24 protein-coding genes and 1 other RNA gene are annotated in these 19,922 nt (G+C 27.8%); 10 read left to right on the top strand and 15 right to left on the bottom strand.

What is annotated here, in order from left to right:
- Positions 1-114: 114 nt before the first annotated feature.
- The 4 genes from CINS_RS03685 to CINS_RS03665 are packed head-to-tail and all read left to right on the top strand — an operon-like array spanning position 115 to position 3,380.
- The gene (locus tag CINS_RS03685; protein ID WP_039649946.1) at positions 115-462 is read left to right on the top strand and encodes a FlaG family protein; all 348 of its coding nucleotides are present in this window, start codon (positions 115-117) and stop codon (positions 460-462) included.
- A 1-nt stretch (position 463) separates the two neighbouring features.
- Positions 464-2,779 carry a flagellar filament capping protein FliD gene (gene fliD / locus CINS_RS07615; RefSeq protein ID WP_052251961.1) on the top strand — a complete coding sequence of 772 codons (2,316 nt, stop codon included), beginning with the start codon at positions 464-466 and terminating at the stop codon, positions 2,777-2,779.
- A 17-nt stretch (positions 2,780-2,796) separates the two neighbouring features.
- Positions 2,797-3,168, top strand: coding sequence for a flagellar export chaperone FliS (gene fliS, locus CINS_RS03670; RefSeq protein WP_039649945.1), 372 nt, complete (start codon positions 2,797-2,799; stop codon positions 3,166-3,168).
- Positions 3,165-3,380, top strand: a complete 216-nt coding sequence (locus CINS_RS03665; protein WP_039649943.1) for a hypothetical protein — start codon at positions 3,165-3,167, stop codon at positions 3,378-3,380. The genes fliS and CINS_RS03665 overlap by 4 nt, the downstream gene beginning before the upstream one ends.
- Here the strand turns inward: CINS_RS03665 and rnpB are convergent.
- The 8 genes from rnpB to CINS_RS03630 form a co-directional block, all read right to left on the bottom strand.
- Positions 3,374-3,702, bottom strand: an RNA gene (gene rnpB, locus CINS_RS07670) — RNase P RNA component class A. The two genes, CINS_RS03665 and rnpB, sit on opposite strands and share 7 nt — an antisense overlap.
- A gap of 25 nt (positions 3,703-3,727) precedes the next feature.
- Positions 3,728-4,276, bottom strand: a complete 549-nt coding sequence (locus CINS_RS03660) for a hypothetical protein (RefSeq protein ID WP_039649941.1) — start codon at positions 4,274-4,276, stop codon at positions 3,728-3,730.
- Entirely contained in the window at positions 4,236-5,240 is a 1,005-nt protein-coding gene (locus CINS_RS03655) for a hypothetical protein (protein WP_126437487.1), read from the bottom strand. The genes CINS_RS03660 and CINS_RS03655 overlap by 41 nt, the downstream gene beginning before the upstream one ends.
- Positions 5,230-6,102: a GTPase Era gene (era, locus tag CINS_RS03650; protein ID WP_039649937.1), complete on the bottom strand. Its 873-nt coding sequence runs from the start codon at positions 6,100-6,102 to the stop codon at positions 5,230-5,232. The genes CINS_RS03655 and era overlap by 11 nt, the downstream gene beginning before the upstream one ends.
- Positions 6,099-7,418 carry an ATP-dependent protease ATPase subunit HslU gene (hslU, locus tag CINS_RS03645; RefSeq protein WP_039649934.1) on the bottom strand — a complete coding sequence of 440 codons (1,320 nt, stop codon included), beginning with the start codon at positions 7,416-7,418 and terminating at the stop codon, positions 6,099-6,101. Before hslU ends, era begins: the two co-directional genes overlap by 4 nt.
- Positions 7,415-7,957, bottom strand: a complete 543-nt coding sequence (hslV, locus tag CINS_RS03640) for an ATP-dependent protease subunit HslV (RefSeq protein ID WP_039649932.1) — start codon at positions 7,955-7,957, stop codon at positions 7,415-7,417. Before hslV ends, hslU begins: the two co-directional genes overlap by 4 nt.
- Complete coding sequence (gene rplI / locus CINS_RS03635; protein ID WP_039649930.1) at positions 7,957-8,400, bottom strand: 50S ribosomal protein L9; 444 nt, start codon at positions 8,398-8,400, stop codon at positions 7,957-7,959. The genes hslV and rplI overlap by 1 nt, the downstream gene beginning before the upstream one ends.
- A gap of 9 nt (positions 8,401-8,409) precedes the next feature.
- A complete protein-coding gene (locus tag CINS_RS03630; protein ID WP_039649928.1) occupies positions 8,410-9,630 on the bottom strand; it encodes an argininosuccinate synthase in 1,221 nt (406 codons plus the stop codon).
- A gap of 115 nt (positions 9,631-9,745) precedes the next feature.
- Here CINS_RS03630 and CINS_RS03625 point away from each other — a divergent pair, with 115 nt between their 5' ends.
- Genes CINS_RS03625 through CINS_RS03605 form a run of 5 tightly spaced genes read left to right on the top strand, consistent with a single transcriptional unit; the run spans position 9,746 to position 12,990 of the window.
- The gene (locus CINS_RS03625) at positions 9,746-9,994 is read left to right on the top strand and encodes an RNA-binding S4 domain-containing protein (RefSeq protein WP_039649925.1); all 249 of its coding nucleotides are present in this window, start codon (positions 9,746-9,748) and stop codon (positions 9,992-9,994) included.
- Positions 9,991-10,398 (top strand): tRNA (adenosine(37)-N6)-threonylcarbamoyltransferase complex ATPase subunit type 1 TsaE, encoded by a 408-nt coding sequence (gene tsaE / locus CINS_RS03620; protein ID WP_039649923.1) that lies wholly within the window; start codon positions 9,991-9,993, stop codon positions 10,396-10,398. Before CINS_RS03625 ends, tsaE begins: the two co-directional genes overlap by 4 nt.
- On the top strand, positions 10,391-11,116 hold the full coding sequence (lptB, locus tag CINS_RS03615) for an LPS export ABC transporter ATP-binding protein (protein ID WP_039649921.1): 726 nt from the start codon (positions 10,391-10,393) through the stop codon (positions 11,114-11,116). Before tsaE ends, lptB begins: the two co-directional genes overlap by 8 nt.
- Entirely contained in the window at positions 11,116-12,363 is a 1,248-nt protein-coding gene (locus tag CINS_RS03610) for an RNA polymerase factor sigma-54 (RefSeq protein ID WP_039651357.1), read from the top strand. Before lptB ends, CINS_RS03610 begins: the two co-directional genes overlap by 1 nt.
- Positions 12,364-12,369: 6 nt before the next feature.
- Entirely contained in the window at positions 12,370-12,990 is a 621-nt protein-coding gene (locus tag CINS_RS03605) for a YggS family pyridoxal phosphate-dependent enzyme (protein WP_039649920.1), read from the top strand.
- Here the strand turns inward: CINS_RS03605 and murG are convergent.
- From murG to flgA, 7 genes are read right to left on the bottom strand one after another with little or no spacing between them, the layout of a single operon-like run.
- Positions 12,983-14,017, bottom strand: coding sequence for an undecaprenyldiphospho-muramoylpentapeptide beta-N-acetylglucosaminyltransferase (gene murG, locus CINS_RS03600; RefSeq protein ID WP_232012957.1), 1,035 nt, complete (start codon positions 14,015-14,017; stop codon positions 12,983-12,985). The two genes, CINS_RS03605 and murG, sit on opposite strands and share 8 nt — an antisense overlap.
- A gap of 17 nt (positions 14,018-14,034) precedes the next feature.
- Positions 14,035-15,864, bottom strand: a complete 1,830-nt coding sequence (speA, locus tag CINS_RS03595; protein WP_039649916.1) for a biosynthetic arginine decarboxylase — start codon at positions 15,862-15,864, stop codon at positions 14,035-14,037.
- On the bottom strand, positions 15,861-17,087 hold the full coding sequence (hisS, locus tag CINS_RS03590; RefSeq protein WP_039649913.1) for a histidine--tRNA ligase: 1,227 nt from the start codon (positions 17,085-17,087) through the stop codon (positions 15,861-15,863). Before hisS ends, speA begins: the two co-directional genes overlap by 4 nt.
- Positions 17,080-17,664, bottom strand: a complete 585-nt coding sequence (gene tmk / locus CINS_RS03585) for a dTMP kinase (RefSeq protein WP_039649911.1) — start codon at positions 17,662-17,664, stop codon at positions 17,080-17,082. The genes hisS and tmk overlap by 8 nt, the downstream gene beginning before the upstream one ends.
- Complete coding sequence (gene coaD, locus CINS_RS03580) at positions 17,648-18,133, bottom strand: pantetheine-phosphate adenylyltransferase (protein ID WP_039649909.1); 486 nt, start codon at positions 18,131-18,133, stop codon at positions 17,648-17,650. Before coaD ends, tmk begins: the two co-directional genes overlap by 17 nt.
- A 2-nt stretch (positions 18,134-18,135) precedes the next feature.
- A complete protein-coding gene (locus CINS_RS03575; protein ID WP_039649907.1) occupies positions 18,136-18,714 on the bottom strand; it encodes a UbiX family flavin prenyltransferase in 579 nt (192 codons plus the stop codon).
- Entirely contained in the window at positions 18,711-19,379 is a 669-nt protein-coding gene (gene flgA, locus CINS_RS03570; RefSeq protein ID WP_232012952.1) for a flagellar basal body P-ring formation chaperone FlgA, read from the bottom strand. The genes CINS_RS03575 and flgA overlap by 4 nt, the downstream gene beginning before the upstream one ends.
- A 205-nt stretch (positions 19,380-19,584) precedes the next feature.
- Here flgA and CINS_RS03565 point away from each other — a divergent pair, with 205 nt between their 5' ends.
- On the top strand, positions 19,585-19,887 hold the full coding sequence (locus tag CINS_RS03565) for an invasion antigen C (RefSeq protein WP_039649906.1): 303 nt from the start codon (positions 19,585-19,587) through the stop codon (positions 19,885-19,887).
- The last annotated feature ends 35 nt before the right edge of the window (positions 19,888-19,922 follow it).

The raw sequence follows: 19,922 nt of genomic DNA, 5'->3' as shown, positions 1-19,922 counted from the left end.
TTTGAGAACACTTTTTGCTTATAACTTTTTTGTTAAGTTTTTAATGTCAAATTATTAAGTTTTTATAGAATTTGTCGATATTGGGTTTTAAAGTCTTTTAAAAAGGAGTTTAAAATGAATATCAATGGCATTCAAAGAGATAATGTCACACATCATTATGGCGCAAAAAATGTGGAAAAACCATCGACAGATGATATACAAACACAGCATCAAAATTTAAATAATCAGGATGAGAATTTAAATGAAAAATTAAAAGATGCTACAGATAAGCTTAATAAACAAATGGAAACTTTAGAAACCAATGTGCGTTTTGCCTATAATGACAAAATCAATGAGATGTATGTTAATGTGACAGAGAAAAATACTGGCAGGTTAATACGCAAAATTCCAACAGATGAAGTGATGAAATTAATAGAGCATTTCAAAGGTGTTATAGGAACAATTTTCGACAAGGAGAGCTAAGATGGCAATAGGTAGTTTAGGAAGTTTGGGGATAGGTTCAGGTGTATTAACAAGTGAAACACTTAATAAACTTAAAGAAGCAGAGTTAAATTCTCAATTAAAACTTTATAACTCACAGCTTGAAACTAATACTTCAAGACAAAAAGATTTAGCAGAATTAGAAGCTAAACTTTTAGCTTTTCAAACTGCTGTAAATAGCCTTGGAGATGCAAGTCAATTTAACAAAAAGAAAGTTTCTCCTAGCGTTAGTGGAGATAGTGCTGCTGCTGGATTGACCGTAGGTTCTTTGTCAGATTTAAAAAATATGACAGTAAAAGTAGATCAGCTTGCTCAAAAAGATGTGTATCAAAGTAATGGTTTTAAAGATAAAACCGAATCAGTTTTAAAAGCTTTAGGATTACCAGAAAAAGAAACTAAATTTACCATTACTCAAGATGGAAAATCTTATGAAATTAAAATAGACAAAGATACTAGCTTTACTAAACTTGCAGAGCAAATCAATGCTGCAGGTGGTGGCAAAATAGAAGCTAAAATAGTCAATACAGGAGATAAAAACAATCCTTATCGTTTAGTAGTACAAAGTAGCGAAACAGGTGTTCAAAATAATATCTCATTTTCAGGAGATGAAACACTTTTAGAAAAATTAGGTTGGAAAATTGATAAAGATAGCATTAGTGCTGGAGGGCTTTTTGGTTTTAGAGAGACAGGGAATAGTAATAGTCTAGATAAAATTTCCGGAACATTGAATAACAATGGTAATATCACAGAAAACGACAAACTCTTAAATGGAACTTCAACAACTCCAACTTCCCTAACCTTTGTGCTTAAAAATGGTAGTGGTTATGATAGATACACTATAAACATAGATAGTAATACTACCTATAAAAGCTTAAGAGAAGAATTAGAAAAACAATCAGGTGGAAAAATTACTTTAGAATTAGATTCCACTAAAAAAACAGTTGCTTTCAAATCTACTGGTGGTGGGGAACTAGGTATATTTGATGGTGGTTATGCAAAAGATTCTAGCGGTAATATTGATCAAGATAATTATCAAAGAGATAAAAATGCCACAGATTTACTTAAAAATAAATTTGGTATTACTTTAGATATTGATAAAACTCCTCAAGGTTATAATGTAAAAGATAGCACAAAAAATCATATACAAAAAGGAGCAGATGCTATTTTTAGCGTCGATGGAGTACAAATGTCAAGACCGACTAATACTATCAAAGATATAGGTCCTGATATCACATTAGACTTAAAACAAAAAGGTGAGATAAACTTTAATGTAGCTCAAGACACAGAAGCTATATCAGAATCGTTACAAAATTTAGCTAAAGCTTACAATGATTTGATGCTAAACATCACCGCAGCTACAAAATATGATCCTGATGCTGGAACAAAAGGAAATTTCGTAGGAGTAAGTGAAATTTATGATATAAAAGCTCAGGTTAATCAAATTCTGCTTCAAACTATAACAGTTGATGGAACAGTAACAGTAGGAGATAGTGATACTTCAGAAGGCACAAAAGTATCTTCTAAAGTGAGCTTGTCTTTGGCTGACTTTGGTTTGACTTTATTAGATGGAACAATGAGTTTTGATTCTTCTAAATTTAATTCTAAAGTTAATGAAGATCCTAAAATAGCAGAAAAGTTTTTCGTAGGAAGTAGCGGTTTTGAAGACCTTGATTTAATCGGAAATAAGGTTGATTTACATAAAAATAGCAATGATAAAATAGATTTTAAAGGTAAAGATTTCAAAATAGTTTATAACGATGAAACTATAGACTTATCAAAAAATAAAGATGGAACTGATTTTGTATTAACTGGAAAAGATAATGCTGAAATGGCGAAAAATTTAGTAGATCATATCAATAGTTTTGGTTTAGAAGGTTTAGAAGCTAGCTTTGATATTATCAACAATGGCAGCAAAGATAGCGTGCAATTTAAAATCAAGGGAACTTCAGGAAGTAATCTTGAGATTAAAGGTGATAAAAATTTCTTAAGTCAATTTGGTTTAAGTGCTAAAACTATGTATTCAAAATACAAAGAAGAAACTGGAACTTTTGGTAAATTAAAAAATAATTTAAAAGAAATGGTAAGCTCTGATGGATCGTTTGGTGGATATAAAGAATCACTCACAAAAGAAGCTAAAAATTTAAACAAAACCACAGAAGATACTAAAAAATCTATCGAGGATAGATACGATACAATGTGGGCAAGATGGGCTGCGTATGATGGGATTATTTCTAAATTAAATAATCAAGCAAATGTAATATTAAATATGATCAATGCAGCAAATAATCAAAATTCCTAATATAAGAAAGGATTCTTATGGTAAATAATGCAGTTTATAGTGCATATTCACAAAATCAAATAGGGGTAGAATCTCAAGAAAAATTAATAGAGATGCTTTATGGTGGTGTTTTAAGATTTGCTAGTAGGATCAAACTCGCCATACAAAATGAAAATATAGAAGAAAGAGTTTATTATGTAAAAAGAACAAGTGCAATTTTCATAGAATTGATAAATTGCCTTGATTATGATAGAGGAGGGGAGGTTGCTCATTATCTTAGTGGCTTATACACAAGACAATTACAACTTCTTTCTTTATCAAATATAGAAAATAATGAAGCTAGAGTCGATGAAGTCATTAATGTAGTAAAGGGCTTACTTGAAGCTTGGAGAGAAGTGCATCAAAAATGAATGAAAATAAATGGATAGATGAATTTAAATTAGCTGTTTATACTGAAGATATAGAAAAAATAGCTAAGTTGATAGAAAAACCTGATTTTAAAAGCTATCCAAATGAAGCATTGGCATTAACAAAAGAAGCCATTGCTCTTATGAAAAAAAAGCAAGATGAGCTTGCATCAAATTTACAAAAGCTTCAAAAAGCTTCTGCTTATATAAAATAAACATGGCTATAAGCCGAGTTCTGTCTTGAATGATCATTTATCTAGTTTTGTTTTTGCAAACAAAATCAAGCGAAGGGTTAAAATATAAGACTAAAACCACCCCTTCTTGCTGCAGATTGGGTTTACATAGCTAGCCTTGTTACCAAGGCTACTGGTGAGCTTTTACCTCACCATTTCACCTTTTCCATGAAAAAATATCATGGTAGTTTTCTTTCTGTTGCACTTTCCCTTAGGTCGCCCTAGCCATCCGTTAGATGGAATCTTTGTCTTATTGCAGCTCGGACTTTCCTCTTCTTAAAGAAGCGATCATCTGCCATGTTTGTATAATTTTATCAAAAAAGTAATGTTTATACTAGTGCAAAAATTAAATTTAAAGAAATTTTTAATTCTTTCCCTTCTTTTTTAAAATTTATATTTTGAATCTTAACATCATCTTGAATATTATTAATAAATTTCATCGCAGAATTAAAATCACTTATAAATTCAAGTTTGATATTATAAAACATAAAAAAATCATCATTTTGATGAAAAGTATTAAATTTCACTTTTTGAGCTTGTATTTTGTTAAGATTTCTTTCTATATGCTGTATTTTACTTTGATAATCTTGTTTAAACATTTCAAGTTGTTCTTTTAATGATAAATCATATTCTGTATCATTAAAATCTTGTAAAAGTTGATTATTTTCATAATGAATTGTTTTTAAATTTTCTAAATCTTGTTTTAAATTTTGATAATTATTTTGAATTCTTTCAAAAAAACTTATATAGACAATAAAAAATCCAAGTACAAAACACAAAATTAGTAGTAAAATAAATTCTCTATTAGATAATTTAGTAAAAAAATTTTCTAAATTATTATAAGTTAATTTCAAAAAATAGTTTAACTTTATCATCATAAATTTCTTTATTTTTCAATATAAAATTATATTTTTTATAATCATCATAGAATTCATAATCTCTTGAAATTTCTATAACAAATTTGTTCTTTTCGATTTCTAAAGATTCTATGAAAATATTATGCAAATTTAAAACCTTTATAAAATTATACAGATGTTTATAACATACAGTATCATTATAAAATATTTTTAAGGTATTAATTTTTTGTAAGATCTCATCGTATTCTTGTGATATTTTATCTCGCTGTTTTTCTTTTTCTTTTATAAAATTAAACGATTGTTTTTGCTCGCTAATTAAAATTTCCATTTTTACAATTTCTTTTTGAATAAAATAATTTTTAATTAATACAAACAATATAATCAAAAATGCAATAAAACTGCCACTTATCAATGCAATCAAAAATTTAAAACTCAAACACTCTTTTAATTTAAATTTCTTGTTTGATGATAAATTAAGCTTGAAATCAACATTTATATCTAATAAATCTTTGTAAAGATTCATATTTTGATCGCATGTAAAATTAATTCCATCAATCTCTATCACATTCTCATATGATATTTTTAATTTCTCTTTGAAATTTAAATCTAATTTTATTAATGGTATAGTTTGACAAAACTGAAATCTATCATCTTGATATTCTACTAAAATGACATATTTTTCTTTATAAACTAAAAATAAATTCTTTCCTTTTATTCGATACTTCTTAACATAAGCTATGAAAATCAAAGGTTCTGGAATAATAAAACTATAATCTTTCAATATATCATCAAATTTGGCTAAAAATATATGTGTTGCATTATCTTCATAGAAATAAACAAGTTTATATGAAAAATCATCAAAAATACCCAATTCATTAAAACTTTTTGTTAAAATTTCATCTTCTTTGATTTTTTCTTGAAATTTTACATATAAAAGTTTTTCATAAGATAAAAAAGTTTTTGTTTTGGGTGATTTATTCATCATATAATATTTTTTTAAGACTTTGTTCATTCTTATGCCAATTTTTTTCAAGATGAACAAAAAGTTTTAGCATAATTTTATTTTGAGCTAATTTTTCTATTTTTTTACGAGCATCTTTTCCTATACGCTTAATAGTTACACCTTCTTTTCCTAAAACCATAGCTTTATGAGATTTAGTATCACTAATAATTGTAGCATTAATATAAGCTATAGTGTCTAATTCTTTAACTCTATCTATTCTTACTTCAGTGCTATAAGGAATTTCATCGCTTAAGTTTTCATAGATAGCCTCAAGTATAAAATCTCTATAAATATCTTTTTTATTTGTAGTTGTAATAAAATCAGGATCAAAATAATAAGGATGCTCAGGTAAATATTTAACAAGCTCATTTAACAAGATTTTTTTATAGAATTTTTGCTTAGCAGAATAAGGTATTATAGCTTTAAAACAAGTACTAAATTTAGTATATTCACTAAGTTTTTTAAGCAACACTTCTTTTTGAACTAAATCTACTTTATTTATTACAATAAGATGAGGAGCTTTAGGATTTAAACTTAGAAAAGCCTCATAATCTTTAATATCATCATAAATGCTAGCTACAAACAAAATTACATCACAATCAGCAATACTCTTCATAGCAACATCAATCATAAGTTGATTCATACTTTTAGAACTTACATGTAAGCCAGGTGTGTCAATAAAAATCAGCTGGTTTTCTTGATGCATGATAATAGCATTAATTTTTCTTCTAGTTGCATTTTGTTTGTGCGAAACTATCGCAATTTTTTCTTCTAATAAAGAATTTAGGATAGAACTTTTTCCAGCATTTGTTCTACCCACAATACTTATAAAGCCACTTTTCACAAAATATACCTAGCAAGGTCTTTATTTTCTACAATATCTCCGAGTTTTACTTGAACTTTAAAATCATCTATTTTATAAACCTTGCCTGCATATTCATCTGCCTCAAAACTAATATCTTCTAAAAGTTTTTCTACTACAGTATGCAAACGTCTTGCTCCAATATCTTGCATTTCTTCATTTGCTTTGCTTGCAATTTTAGCAATCTCCTTAATCGCTTCATCTTCAAAAACAAGTTCAACATCTTCTGTTTTTAGTAATTCTATATACTGAGTTAATAAAGAATTCTTAGGTCGTGTTAAAATTTCGTATAAAGCGTCTTCACTAAGACTATCTAGTTCAACCCTCAAAGGAAAACGCCCTTGAAGTTCAGGAATTAAATCACTTGGTTTACTAAGATGAAAAGCTCCAGCTGCTATAAACAAGATATGATCGGTTTTTAATGGACCAAATTTAGTTTGTACAGTACTACCTTCTACTATAGGCAATAAATCTCTTTGAACACCTTCTTTGCTAGGATCTTGGCGATTTGAATTTGAACTTGAAACCGCTACTTTATCTATCTCATCTATAAAAATAATCCCTTCATTTTGTGCTCTTCTTAACGCCTCGCTTTTAATGCTTTCCATATCAAGTATTTTATCGCTAGCTTCTTGGAGTAAAGCATTCTTAGCATCTTTGATTTTTATTTCTTTTTTAACCTTTTTACTTCCCACGCCAATTACCTTAACTATATCCTGCATAGCACCCATTTCTGGAGGTAAATTTGGATTAGCATCAAAAACATTTTGTGAGATTTCTATTTCGATTACACTATCATCTAAATCTCCCGCTTTGAGCTTAGAACGCATTTTTTCTAAAGAATTTTTATATTCTTGCTCTTTTTCTTCACTAACGCCTTTTGGTAAAGGTGGTAAAAGTTTTTCTAGTATTTTATTTTCTATAAATTTATCAATTTTTTCTTGATTTTTTTCTTTTTCTTCATTTTTGACTAAATTTAAGGCAGCATTAGCTAAATCTCTTACCATACTTTCTACATCTCGACCTACAAATCCTACTTCAGTATATTTGCTTGCCTCAACTTTCACAAAAGGCATTCCCATCATCTTAGCAAGCCTTCTTGCAATTTCTGTTTTTCCTACACCAGTTGATCCTATCATCAAGATATTTTTTGGCATAATATCATCTTGAAGTTCAGGACTAAGTTGCATTCTTCTATAACGATTTCTTAATGCTATTGCAATAATTTTTTTAGCATTTTTTTGGCCAATTACATAATCATCTAAAAATTTGACAATCTCTTTTGGAGTTAAATTCATTTATCATCCTCAATCACATAAGTTTTTATATTTGTATTAGTATAAATACAAATTTCACCAGCTATTTGTAAACTTTCTTTTACTAAATTTTCCTCATCTAAATTAGAATGTTTAGCTAAAGCTCTAGCAGCTGATAAAGCAAAATTACCACCACTTCCAATAGCTGCTATTTCCCCGTCTTCAGGTTCTACCACATCACCGGTTCCAGAAAGTAAAAAAATATGTTTTCTATCTAGCACAAGCATCATAGCTTCCAATTTTCTTAAATATTTATCCTTACGCCATTCTTTAGAAAAATCTATTGCAGCCTTTAGCAAATCTCCTTTAGAGCTTGATAAAAGTTTTTCAAACATATCAAAAAGATTAAAAGCATCTGCGGTACTTCCTGCAAAACCGGCTAATACTTTTCCATTATTTAATTTTCTAATCTTAACTGCATTATTTTTAAGTACAGTATTTCCAAAACTTACTTGTCCATCTCCACCAATAACTGATTTATTCTTACCCTTATAAGCTAAGATAGTAGTCGCATGAAACATTATTCACCTCTAACTTCAAGCTTAAATTTAGCATGGATAGAATGACCTAATTTTATAGAAATTTCATGTATTCCTAGCTCTTTAATAGTTTCACATTCTAAACTTTTTTTATCAATTTCTATATTTTTTTGTTCTTTTAAAGCGTGTGCAATTTCATCTTTAGTAACACCACCAAATAATCCTCCATTAGCTCCTACAGCTTTATTAATAATAATAGTAATTTTTGCTAATTCTTCTTTCATTTTTTCTAAATTTGCTAATTCAAATCTCAAATTTTCTGCTTTTTTCTTCTCTTGAGCCTCATATTGCTTTAACACCTCGTGTGTAGCAGCTTTAGCAAAACCTTTAGCTATTAAAAAATTTTGTCCATAACCATCTTTAACTTCTTTAACTTCCCCTGTTTTTCCTAAACTTTTTACATCTTTAATCAATAAAACTTTCATCTTACTTCCTTAAAATTTTCTACCATTTTTTCCTGCAATAATAAATCGTAAAGCATTTAGCCTTATAAAACCTGCAGCATCTTTTTGATTATACACTTCATCTTCTTCAAAAGTGCAGTAAGCTTCACTAAATAAACTATCCTTAGCACTTTCTCTTCCTATAACTATAACATTACCTTTAAATAATTCCAATTTCACCTTGCCATTTACATATTTTTGAGATTCATCAATCAATGCTTGAAGCATCAATCTTTCAGGAGAAAACCAATATCCATTATAAATTAAATGCGCATATTTTGGCATAAGCTCATCTTTTAAATGTCCTGCTTCTTTATCTAAAGTAATACTTTCAATAGCACGATGAGCTTTTAAAAGTATAGTTCCTCCAGGTGTTTCATAACAACCTCTACTTTTCATCCCAACATAGCGATTTTCTACAATATCAAGACGACCAATACCGTGTTTTGCGCCAAATTCATTTAATTTGGTTAAAAGTTGAGCGGGAGACATTTTTTCTCCATTGATAGCAATTAAATCTCCTTTATTAAATTCTAATTCAACTATTTCACTCTCATTTGGAGTATCTTTTAAATCTTTTACCCAACGCCACATATCAGTTTCAGGTTTTACAGTAGGATCTTCTAAAACCAAACCTTCATAGGAAATATGTAATAAATTAGCGTCCATAGAATATGGAGATTTTCCAGGTTTTTTACTGATATCAATGCCATGTTTTTGTGCATAAGATAAAAGTTTTTCACGACTATTTAAATCCCATTCTCTCCAAGGAGCTATAATAGCCAAATTTGAATTAAGCGCTAAAGCACCTAATTCAAAACGCACCTGATCATTTCCTTTTCCAGTAGCCCCATGACTAATAGCATCTGCTTTTGTTAAGTTAGCAATTTCAACTAAAGCCTTTGTTATTAAAGGTCTTGCTATGCTAGTACCAAGTAAATATTCTCCTTCATAAATAGCATTTGCCCTAAACATAGGAAATACATAATCTTTTACAAATTCATCTTTTAAATCTTTAATAAATATATTTTCTTCTTTTACACCTAAAGATAAAGCTTTTTTTCTAGCAGGTTCTAGTTCTTCTCCTTGTCCAATATCAGCTGTGAAAGTAACAACTTCGCATTGATATTCATCTTGAAGCCATTTTAAAATGATACTTGTATCAAGTCCACCAGAATATGCTAATACAACTTTATTAATATTTTTTTTCATTTTGTATCCTTTATTTTAAAAAAAGACAAATTTAAATTTAACGAATTTAGCTTAATGTAATGTAAAAATCTCATTATTTTGCTACTTTTTATTGTTATTCTGATAAAATATATTTATGAGAATAGATAAATTTTTAAATGTAGTTAATATTACCAAACGCAGGGCCATTTCAGAAGATATGTGCAAAAGTGGTGTAGTGAACATCAATAATCAAGTTGCAAAAGCTAGTAAAGATGTTAAAATAGGTGATGAAATCAGTATTAAATTTATTGAACATATAGATATTTATAAAGTGTTGGATATACCTGTAAGTAAAAATATTCCAAAAAATATGCAAGAAAAATATGTCATCAAAATAAAATGAAAGAACTAGTTTTAAAACAAGATGAATTGGAGACATTGTTTAGAACAATGCCAAAAAATGGGGTTGTTATTTTAAAAGGTGAATTAGCAAGTGGAAAAACCACATTAGTACAAAATTTTGCTAAATTTTTAAATATTTCACAAAAATTAAATTCTCCGACTTTTTCTATAATGCAAAGCTATCCATTTGAATATGGTGTATTATATCATTATGATATATATCAAGAAGGTTTTGATGGACTTGTAAAAAATGGCTTAATAGAAAATTTTTTTGAAGATGGCTTGCACCTAGTAGAGTGGGGTGATGAAAAATTAAAAAAATATTTAGATAAATACCAAATTTTTAATATAATTTTAGAAATTATTCCTTATGAAAACAAAAGAAAGTATATAATTTATGAGTAAGCTCGAGGCAAAAAATTTAGAAAAAACCATAAAAAAAACAAAAATCATCCATGATGTATCTTTAGAAATTCAAAGTGGTGAAGTTGTAGGTCTTTTAGGACCAAATGGAGCTGGAAAAACTACAAGTTTTTATATGATATGTGGGCTTATCTTACCAACTAATGGAAAAGTTTTTTTAGATTCTAAAGATATTACAAAAGAACCTTTAAATAAAAGAGCAAAAATAGGCATAGGATATTTACCTCAAGAAAGTAGTATTTTTAAAGACTTAAGTGTGGAAGACAATTTGCTCTTAGCAGCTCAAATATTTTATCAAGATCCAGATCTTTTAGATAAAAAAGTAGAGCAAATGCTTGAATTATTAAGTATAAACCCTATTAGACACAGAAAAGGACTAAGCTTAAGTGGGGGAGAAAGAAGGCGTTGTGAAATAGCACGATCTTTAATATGTAACCCTAAATTTCTACTCTTAGATGAACCTTTTGCCGGTGTTGACCCTATAGCAGTAAATGAAATTCAAAACCTCATAAAAGATTTAAAAGCTATGAATATTGGTGTTTTAATTACAGATCACAATGTTAGAGAAACACTAGCAATTTGTGATAGAGCCTATGTTATCAGAAGTGGGAGGTTACTTGCAAGCGGTAATGCAAATGAAATAGCAAATAATGATGATGTAAAAAAATATTATCTTGGAAATGAGTTTAAACTTGAATGATGTTAAAGCAAAAAACTTCCATAACTCAAAAGACTAAATTATCACAAACTTTAAGATCATGGCTTCCTATATTACAAGCTAATATAGAAGACTTAAAAGAAAATTTAGATGAATTTGCAAAAGAAAATCCTTTCATAGAAATAAAAGAAAATTCTAATATAACTCTTAATCAAAATAAATATTTTCAAGAATATTTTAGTAAAAATGCTACAGCACAGATGATTGATTCTAAAAGTTTAAGTCATAAAAGTGCCTATGAACTCTTAAGTGAACAAATTATTCCACCTTTTTTTCCTACCAAAAAATCACAACTAATTGCAGAAAAAATAATAGAATGTTTAACTCATGAAGGTTATTTTGAATACGATGAGGAAATTTTAAGTGAATTTGATCCTTTGGAGGTTGAAAAAATACGGCAAAGATTTAAATATCTTGATCCCATAGGAGTGGGTGCTAAAGACAATCAAGAAGCATATATTTTTGCTCTAGAACATTTTGATTTAGAAGATGATTTATATGAATTTTGCAAAATGCTTATTTTAAATTTAGAAAATGCTAAAGATTTCACAAAAAATCCTCTTTATAAAAAAGCAATTTCAATCATCAAAAAAATTTCTATCCCACCATTTTTAGAATATTTCGAAGAAAGTATGAGTATTATCCCTGATATATATATTTATCAAGAAAATGGTGAAATTAAAATAAAAATTAACGATGAATATTATCCTGAAATTTCCTTTGAAGCAGATGGATTAGATCATGAATTTTTAAGTTCTTATCTAAAAGATGCTAAAAATTTAATTGATGCACTCAATATGCGAAAAGCAACCCTTTATAAATTAGGACTTATGATTATAGAATATCAATATGATTTTTTTATTGGTGGAGACATAAAACCCATGCAACTTAAAGATTTAGCTCAAGATTTAGAAAGAAACACTTCTACCATTTCAAGAGCTATTTCAAATAAATATTTAAGTTGTGATAGAGGATTAATACCTTTAAAAGCATTTTTTACTACAGCAGTAGATGATGGTGAAACTTCCAATGCCACCATAAAAGATTTTTTAAGTAATTTAGTAAAAAAAGAAAACCCTAAAAAACCTTTAAGTGATTTAAAAATTTTAGAATTAACGCAAAAAGAGTTTCCAAGCATACAATTAGGTCGTAGAACTATCACTAAGTATCGTATGCAACTTGGCATAGGAAGTTCTAGTGAGCGTAAAAAACTTTATGAATTAATGTGAGTTATAATGAATTTAAAAACAATTTTTGATAAAACAATCAAACAAAATATAAGATTAGTGGCAGCAAGTAAGTATGTAGATAGCGAACAAATTAGAATCTTATTTCAACAAGGAGTTGTTGAATTTGGTGAAAATCAAGTACAAGCTTTAAGTTTGAAAAAAACTCAATTATGTGATTTAAATGAACTAAAATGGCATTTTATAGGTAATCTCCAAAGTAATAAAATTAATTTACTAATCAAACAAAAACCAATACTTTGGCAATCTTGCAATGGTATTAAAATTGCTAAAGCTGTGAATAAAAGACTTGATTATAAATTAGATACCTTGCTTGAAATTAACATTGCTAATGAAGAATCAAAACATGGCATTGATAGTACTAAAGCCATAGAAACATACTTACAAATAAAAGAAGAGTGTTTAAATTTAAATTTAATGGGTATTATGTGTATAGGTTCTATGGATGAAACAAAAACGAAAGAAAGCTTTGAACAAAGTTTTAAAATTTATGAAAAACTTCGTGTATATGGAGCAAAAATTTGCTCCATGGGAATGAGTGATGATTTTGAACTTGCAATACAGTGTGGTTCTAATATGGTAAGATTAGGAAGTATTTTGTTTAAATAAAACCCAATTCTTTAGCCTTGTGCAACATAAAATCAGCTCCATTTTCTTGTTCAATTTCATTTAAAGCCAAAGACTTAGTTTGCAAGTTAAAATTTTTTATTATTTCTATAAAATCTTGTTTGGAATCTTGAGTGAAAATTTCACAAAGATTTAACTCTTTCAAATACAAAGCATTATAATATTGATGATTTTTAGCAGCATAAGGATAAGGAATAAATACACAAGGTAAACCATTAGCACTTAATTCAAACAAAGAACTTGCTCCTGATCTTGCAACTGCCAAATCAGCTTTTACAATTCTTTCAATTAAATTTTTATCAAAATCAAAAAGTTCCACATCTATTTTTAAATCATCATAAGCTTTTTTACATCTTTGGTAATCATTCTTTCCACATTGATGAATAATATTAATACCATTTTGCTTAAAATACAAAGCATTATTTATGGCCAGATCGTTTATAAATTTAGCCCCTTGAGAACCTCCTAAAAAAATAATATTTTTCAATTTTGTTCTCACTCTTGCTTTTTGAATGAAGATTTCATTAATAGGGTAGGGACAAAAGAAAGTGTTTGTCTTGTCAATTTGGTCTTTAAATGCGGTGAAAAAAGCCTTAGAAAAAGGTTTTAAAAGCGAATTTAAGCTTCCTAATTTAGAATTTTGTTCATGGATTAAAAGGGGAATATTATTCATCAAAGATGCAAAAGCCGCAGGGGCACTGCTATAACCACCCACGCTAAATACAGCCTTTACTTTTTGATCTTTTAAAATTTTTTTTACACTCAAAGCTAGTTTTACAATATGAATGAAAGAATAAATTTTAGCTAAATCTTTTTTATTTACAACTCCTTGACTACTTAAAAAATATTTTTGCTTAAATCCTTCCTCTTGTTCAAACCAAAATCTATCTTGTCCATTTTCACTACCTATGTAAATACACTCGATTTTCTGCTTTTTTGCACCTTGCATTAAACATTTTGCAATAGCTAAATGTCCTCCAGTACCTCCACCTGTAATTGCTATCATTATTATTTTCCTAGTTTTATTTATTTTGAGCCAATACTTTTTAAATATCCATTATCATTTAAAAATAAATAGATTTCACCTAAAATATGCTTTTTTTGATTTTCATTTACAAGTTTAGAAGCATAAATTTTTTCATTGATATTATCCATAATTGCATGAATATCATAATCAAGATCTTCCAAAGTATCTAAAATAGACTGAGCCTCCAATACACTTTCTATTTCAAAACCCTTTTCACTTATGCTTACACTTGCTTCAGTAGGATGAGTAAAAAGATTATGTTTCATTCCTAACACTTCTTGATAAGCTCCTACAAGAAAAAATCCTAAAAAGTAATTTTCAGCTTCTACATCAATATCATGCAAAAATAAAGGATTATTTTTAGAATATGAAATTTCTCCATCACTATCACAAGTAATATCCCAAATACTTGCGCTTCTAGTAGGTTTTTTATTAAGCCTATCAAGGGGCATTATCGGAAAATTTTGCTCCAAGCCCCAAAAATCTGGCAATGATTGAAATAAGGAGAAATTAACCAAATATCTTTCTTGCACTTCATTTTGCAAACTTGATAAATCTGCTTGATCTCCTACTAAAGAAATTGCCTTTCTCATAATCAAATGTACTAAAATTTCACTATTAGATCGATCCTGTAAATCTACATAACCAAGATCAAATAAAGTTAAAATACTCTCCATGTGATCTATACTATCATGTAAATATTCCAAAGCATTAGAAGCTTTTATATTTTTATATAAATCATAAAGTTCATCAATTAATTTAGGATTTTTTTCTTTTAACAAAAGCTTGCTTTCTGTGTATTCTTGTGAAAAAAGTTCTAATACCGGTGCAACCAATACAGCATGATTAGCTGCTACAAAACGCCCACTTTCTATAAAAATATCAGGTTCAAGATCTCTTTTTTGTTCAGCAATACTTTTTAAAATAAATACCACATCATTTGCATATTCACTTAAAGTATAGTTTCTACTAGTTTCATCTTTACATTGAGAGTATTCTACCGCTAAACCTCCACCAAGATTAATAGCTCGTAAATTTTTTGCACCCATTTTTCTAAGTTCAGTATAAATATTTCCTGCTTCATTTAAAGCCTTTTTTAATGGATGGATTTCTGTAATCTGAGAACCCAGATGAAAATGTATCATAGTAAACTGATCTAAAAGTTTGTTTGCTTTTAAAAGATTTACTGCCTCAATGAGCTCAGTAGAGGTAAGTCCAAATTTAGAATTTATCCCTCCACTTTTTGCCCAAATTCCAACGCCAGCTGAATGAAGTCTTACTCTTAAACCTATATTAGGTTTTGGCTTAAAACGATTTTTTGAAATATCAATCATTGCTTCAAGCTCATTAAGACCTTCCATAGTTAATGTTATATTGTGCCCCATTTCACAAGCTATAAAACCCATATTTATAAGCTCTTTATCTTTAAAACCATTTACAGTTATAGGAGAGCCTTCATTATTATAGGCCATAGCCAATAGTAATTCTGCTTTACTACCCGCTTCAAGTCCATAATTGTAATTCTTTCCAAGCTTAACTAAATTTTTAACAAAGCCTGGATACTGATTAACCTTTAATGGATATACAGCATTAAAAGAACCTTTGTAATTAAATTCTTTTTTAGCTTTAGCAAATTTTTCATAAATTTGTTCTATTTGTTTATGGATTAAATGAGGAAAACGAAGCAATAAAGGACCTTTGTATCCATCATCACGTAAAGTATTTACTATATCTATAATGGCTGGTTTTTTACCATGATTTATACAAACTCTACCATTTTCTATAATAAAATTATTAGCTCCCCAAATTTTAATACCATAATCTTTCATAATTCATTCTCCAAATCCACAAGTTTTATATTTTTATTTTCTTTATTTTCTAAATTTTTATAAAAGATTTCTTGATTTTTTATTTCTGTTTCACCTACACATAAAAATATTTTTGCATTAGAAATGTCAGCCTGATTTAAATGTTTAGCTAATTTTTTAGCTTCATAGCTCAAAAAAACTTTATGTTGTTTTCTTAAATTTTTAGCAAGTTTAAAAATAGTATCTATATAAGATGAATCTAAAGCACATAAATAAATTCCTTCTCGTTGTTTTTGCAAATTTTGTTGTTCTAAAATAGCCATAATTCTTTCAATTCCTATTGCAAAACCAACTCCATATCCACTTTTACCACCTAAATACTCAATCAATCTATCATAACGTCCACCACCTGCTATCGCAGATTTTGATCCAATTTCATTACTAATAAATTCAAAAGCTGTTTTAGAATAATAATCAAGTCCGCGTACTAATTTTTCATCACATTCAAATGAAATCTTATTATCTTGCAAAAGTTGTTGTAATTTTTTATAATCTTTTTTACAACATTCACATAAATGTTCGCTCATTTTTGGTGCATTTGTGATTAATTCTTGACAAAATTCATTTTTGCAATCTAACACCCTAATAGGATTTAATCTTTTCCTTCTAAGGCAATCTTCACAAAATCCATCTTTAGAATTTAAATACTCAATTAATTTTTCCTTATAAACACCAATACACGTAGCACAACCTAAAGAATTAATTTTTAATTGTGTAACTATATTTAAGCGAGAAAAAATTTCATTTAGCATTACAATAAGACTAACATCTTCATATACACTAGGATTACCAAAACTTTCCACACCAAATTGATGAAATTCACGCAATCTTCCTTTTTGAGGTCTTTCATAACGAAACATTGACCCGTGATAGAACCATTTTTTCACACTTTGGTTTTTATCCATTTTTGCTTCTATATACGATCTAACTACACCTGCAGTTCCTTCAGGTCTTAAACAAACTTCATTTTCTGCTTTATCTTTAAATTCATACATCTCTTTACCGACTATATCAGAACTTTCCCCAACACTACGTTTAAATAATCTAGTAAATTCTAAATGAGGAAAATTTATAAAATCAAATCCATAATTTCTTGCTACTTCTTCACAGATTTTTATAACTTTTTCATAAAGTAAAGCTTGCTCATCGTAAAGATCTTTCATTCCTTTTAATGCTTTAATCATCAATAAATTCCTTAATTTGTTTGTGTATATCTTGTATGCTAAAACTTGCATCAAGTTTTAAAATTTCAAAATCAATTTTATCTTTTAAAAAATTTAAAGTATTTTCTAATTCATCTTGAATTTCTAAAAAATATTTTATACCTCTTTTTTCTATGGTATCTAATTTTTTAGAAGCTAATCTTTCTCCTATAAGCTCTTTATTTGCATGTAAAAATACCACTTTATTAGGAAAATTTCCACTAGTAGCAAAAAAATTAAGATCAAAAAGTGTTTCTTTGTTAAATTCATTTCTAGCATAAGCTATTCCTGAAATAAAGCTTCTATCAGAAATTATTAATTTATTTTTATATTGTGATAAAACCAAATCTATATGATTTGCTCGATCTGCTAAAAAAAGTAAAAGTTCTGCTTTTTTTGAAATCTTAACTTCACTTTGAAGCAAAAGCTCTCTGACTTTTTCTCCGAGTTTAGTTGCTCCAGGTTCTTTAGTAAAAATAGCATCTTTAAAACTTTTTTTTAAAATTTCTATTTGTGTACTTTTACCTACACAATCAATTCCTTCAATGGCTACATACATATTTTTCCTTTAATAAAGGTATAATTTGTTTTGGCACTAATTTACTAACATCTCCTCCATGTAAATAAATAGACCTTACAATAGAACTTGATATAAATGAATTTTTCAAATTTGGCATTAAATATATAGTTTCTAAATTTTCCCACAACATATGATTTGCATAGCTAATTTGTAATTCATATTCAAAATCACTCACTGCTCTTAATCCTCTAATAATAATATTAATTCCCAATTCTTTAGCAAAATTTACAAGTAAATTATCAAAAGTAACTATCTTCACATTCGTTAATTCTTTAGTAGCAAACAAAACCATTTTCTCTCTTTGATTTAAATCAAATAAAGGATTTTTACTATCATTTTTTGCTATTGCAACAATAACTTCATCAAAAATTTTACTTGCCCTTAAAATTACATCTAAATGTCCATTTGTAATAGGATCAAAGGTACCAGGATATAAACAAGTTGCCATATTTATTGCCACCTTTTATATAATTCATGTTTAATATCTGCAAGATCAAGCCATTTTCCTATAATAAATTTTTTTAACTCATCTAAATTTCGCACTTTAGCGTAGCTAGCCATAACAGGAGGGGCTATGATCACTCCTTGATAAGATAATTTTGTCATTTGTTCTAAAGATATACTAGAATATGGCATTTCTCTAACCCCAAGTATCATCTTTTTTCGTTCTTTTAATGCCACCGCTGCACTTCTTGTAATAAGATTATCACAAATTCCACAAGAAATCTTAGCTAAAGTATTAATAGAGCATGGTGTAATAAAAGTTGTCTCTATACCAAAAGATCCGCTAGCTACACATTCGCTTATATTATCATTTTCTAAAAATACAATATTTTGTAATTTAAATTTTTGTTTAATAGCATCCATAAAATTATTTATACTTATTTCTGAATTTTCTTTTGTGAAACTTATTTTTGCATTATCAGAAATAATAGCAAAAATTTCACCCTTATCTTGCAAATACTTTAAAAGCAAAAATCCCAGCTCACAGGAGCTAGCTCCACTTATATTAACTAGAATTTTTCTCATTTAATCTCCACGTAATTTTTACTTATAACCTTACCATAGACTGTTTTACCATCTTTGTTTTTAAGACGAATTCTCTGATTTAAATTTCCACTTTGCATAGCTTTAAGCTCTATCATCATACTTAATTCCCCATCCTTTACTATGCCATAAACAGAATCATTTCTTTGAATTAAAGTTTTGGTTTTAAACATATTATACTTTAAAACTACATTTTCTCTAATATTACCTTTTGCGATCAAACCAACTATTTCACTTTTTTTTAAAACACCACTTGAAACTTTATCAAAAGGAATTTTAATAATTTTAAAACTTGATGGACTTAAATTTTCATTACGAGAAATAGGTCGAGTGCTTTGCAAAACTTCCAATTTTGCTTTTAAAAAATACTTGAAAAAAATATTTTTTTTATATTGCTCAGGAGTTTTAAATTCAGCTTTAATAAAACCATCAGCTTTATCAAAATTATGATTACCTAGTTTTAAAAACATATATTGATTAAAATCTTGAGGTAAGCTAGATTGAGTGTTTAATTCTAAAGATATTATCTCTATCTCTGGGTAATTTATTTTAAATTCCTTAATCAAAGCAAGTTTAACTTCGTCAAAATTTGAAGCAAAACCCAAAGTATAAAAAAATAAAAATAAAATAACTTTTCTTATAATCAATTCCAACCTCAAAACTATTTTTTTAATTATCATACATAAAAAGAGTTTGATTTTAGTTGAAAATTACCAAAACAAAGTAAAAATAAAATTTCAATCTCCAAACAACTCTAACTTAAAATTCTAATAAAATTTATTTACTATAAATAATATAAGGAATAATTTTTGCTTGTAAAAATTAACTCTATCAAAATCAAGGAGAATAAAAATGCAAGTAAATGATAAAAACAATGTCTTAAATTTAAATCATACCACAAAAATTAAAGAGAAAAACACCTCTTCAGATGAGTTTCAAGCTACATTAAATGCACTTAAAAACAAAGAAGAAAAAGAATATAAAAAAAATATCAATAACGCTTTTAATAACACAGATTTAGATATAGGAGTAATTTCAAAAGATTTTAGCGTATATGCTTGGGAAAAATTACGCCAAAGTAAATACCAAAAAAATGAAGAAAATGTTTTAAATAATCTTTTCAAAACCCTAGACAATAAAAATATTCAACAATAATTTTAGACAATTAATCATAAAGAGTAAAATACGAA

The sequence above is a fragment of the Campylobacter insulaenigrae NCTC 12927 genome (assembly GCF_000816185.1).
Lineage (GTDB): Bacteria > Campylobacterota > Campylobacteria > Campylobacterales > Campylobacteraceae > Campylobacter_D > Campylobacter_D insulaenigrae.
The sequence above is the reverse complement of the archived record's forward strand: the minus strand, read 5'-3'. Positions and strand labels throughout refer to the sequence as shown.

Bases quoted from the DNA above. Each gene is read 5' to 3' on its own strand.
- CINS_RS03655 (WP_126437487.1), bottom strand. From the start codon at position 5,240: ATGATGAATAAATCACCCAAAACAAAAACTTTTTTATCTTATGAAAAA.
- hslU (WP_039649934.1), bottom strand. From the start codon at position 7,418: ATGAATTTAACTCCAAAAGAGATTGTCAAATTTTTAGATGATTATGTA.
- hslV (WP_039649932.1), bottom strand. From the start codon at position 7,957: ATGTTTCATGCGACTACTATCTTAGCTTATAAGGGTAAGAATAAATCA.
- fliS (WP_039649945.1), top strand. From the start codon at position 2,797: ATGGTAAATAATGCAGTTTATAGTGCATATTCACAAAATCAAATAGGG.
- lptB (WP_039649921.1), top strand. From the start codon at position 10,391: ATGAGTAAGCTCGAGGCAAAAAATTTAGAAAAAACCATAAAAAAAACA.
- tmk (WP_039649911.1), bottom strand. From the start codon at position 17,664: ATGTATGTAGCCATTGAAGGAATTGATTGTGTAGGTAAAAGTACACAA.
- CINS_RS03660 (WP_039649941.1), bottom strand. From the start codon at position 4,276: ATGATGATAAAGTTAAACTATTTTTTGAAATTAACTTATAATAATTTA.
- CINS_RS03605 (WP_039649920.1), top strand. From the start codon at position 12,370: ATGAATTTAAAAACAATTTTTGATAAAACAATCAAACAAAATATAAGA.
- CINS_RS03630 (WP_039649928.1), bottom strand. From the start codon at position 9,630: ATGAAAAAAAATATTAATAAAGTTGTATTAGCATATTCTGGTGGACTT.
- CINS_RS03565 (WP_039649906.1), top strand. From the start codon at position 19,585: ATGCAAGTAAATGATAAAAACAATGTCTTAAATTTAAATCATACCACA.
- CINS_RS03665 (WP_039649943.1), top strand. From the start codon at position 3,165: ATGAATGAAAATAAATGGATAGATGAATTTAAATTAGCTGTTTATACT.
- tsaE (WP_039649923.1), top strand. From the start codon at position 9,991: ATGAAAGAACTAGTTTTAAAACAAGATGAATTGGAGACATTGTTTAGA.
- fliD (WP_052251961.1), top strand. From the start codon at position 464: ATGGCAATAGGTAGTTTAGGAAGTTTGGGGATAGGTTCAGGTGTATTA.
- rplI (WP_039649930.1), bottom strand. From the start codon at position 8,400: ATGAAAGTTTTATTGATTAAAGATGTAAAAAGTTTAGGAAAAACAGGG.
- hisS (WP_039649913.1), bottom strand. From the start codon at position 17,087: ATGATTAAAGCATTAAAAGGAATGAAAGATCTTTACGATGAGCAAGCT.
- speA (WP_039649916.1), bottom strand. From the start codon at position 15,864: ATGAAAGATTATGGTATTAAAATTTGGGGAGCTAATAATTTTATTATA.
- CINS_RS03610 (WP_039651357.1), top strand. From the start codon at position 11,116: ATGTTAAAGCAAAAAACTTCCATAACTCAAAAGACTAAATTATCACAA.
- CINS_RS03625 (WP_039649925.1), top strand. From the start codon at position 9,746: ATGAGAATAGATAAATTTTTAAATGTAGTTAATATTACCAAACGCAGG.
- CINS_RS03575 (WP_039649907.1), bottom strand. From the start codon at position 18,714: ATGAGAAAAATTCTAGTTAATATAAGTGGAGCTAGCTCCTGTGAGCTG.
- CINS_RS03685 (WP_039649946.1), top strand. From the start codon at position 115: ATGAATATCAATGGCATTCAAAGAGATAATGTCACACATCATTATGGC.
- coaD (WP_039649909.1), bottom strand. From the start codon at position 18,133: ATGGCAACTTGTTTATATCCTGGTACCTTTGATCCTATTACAAATGGA.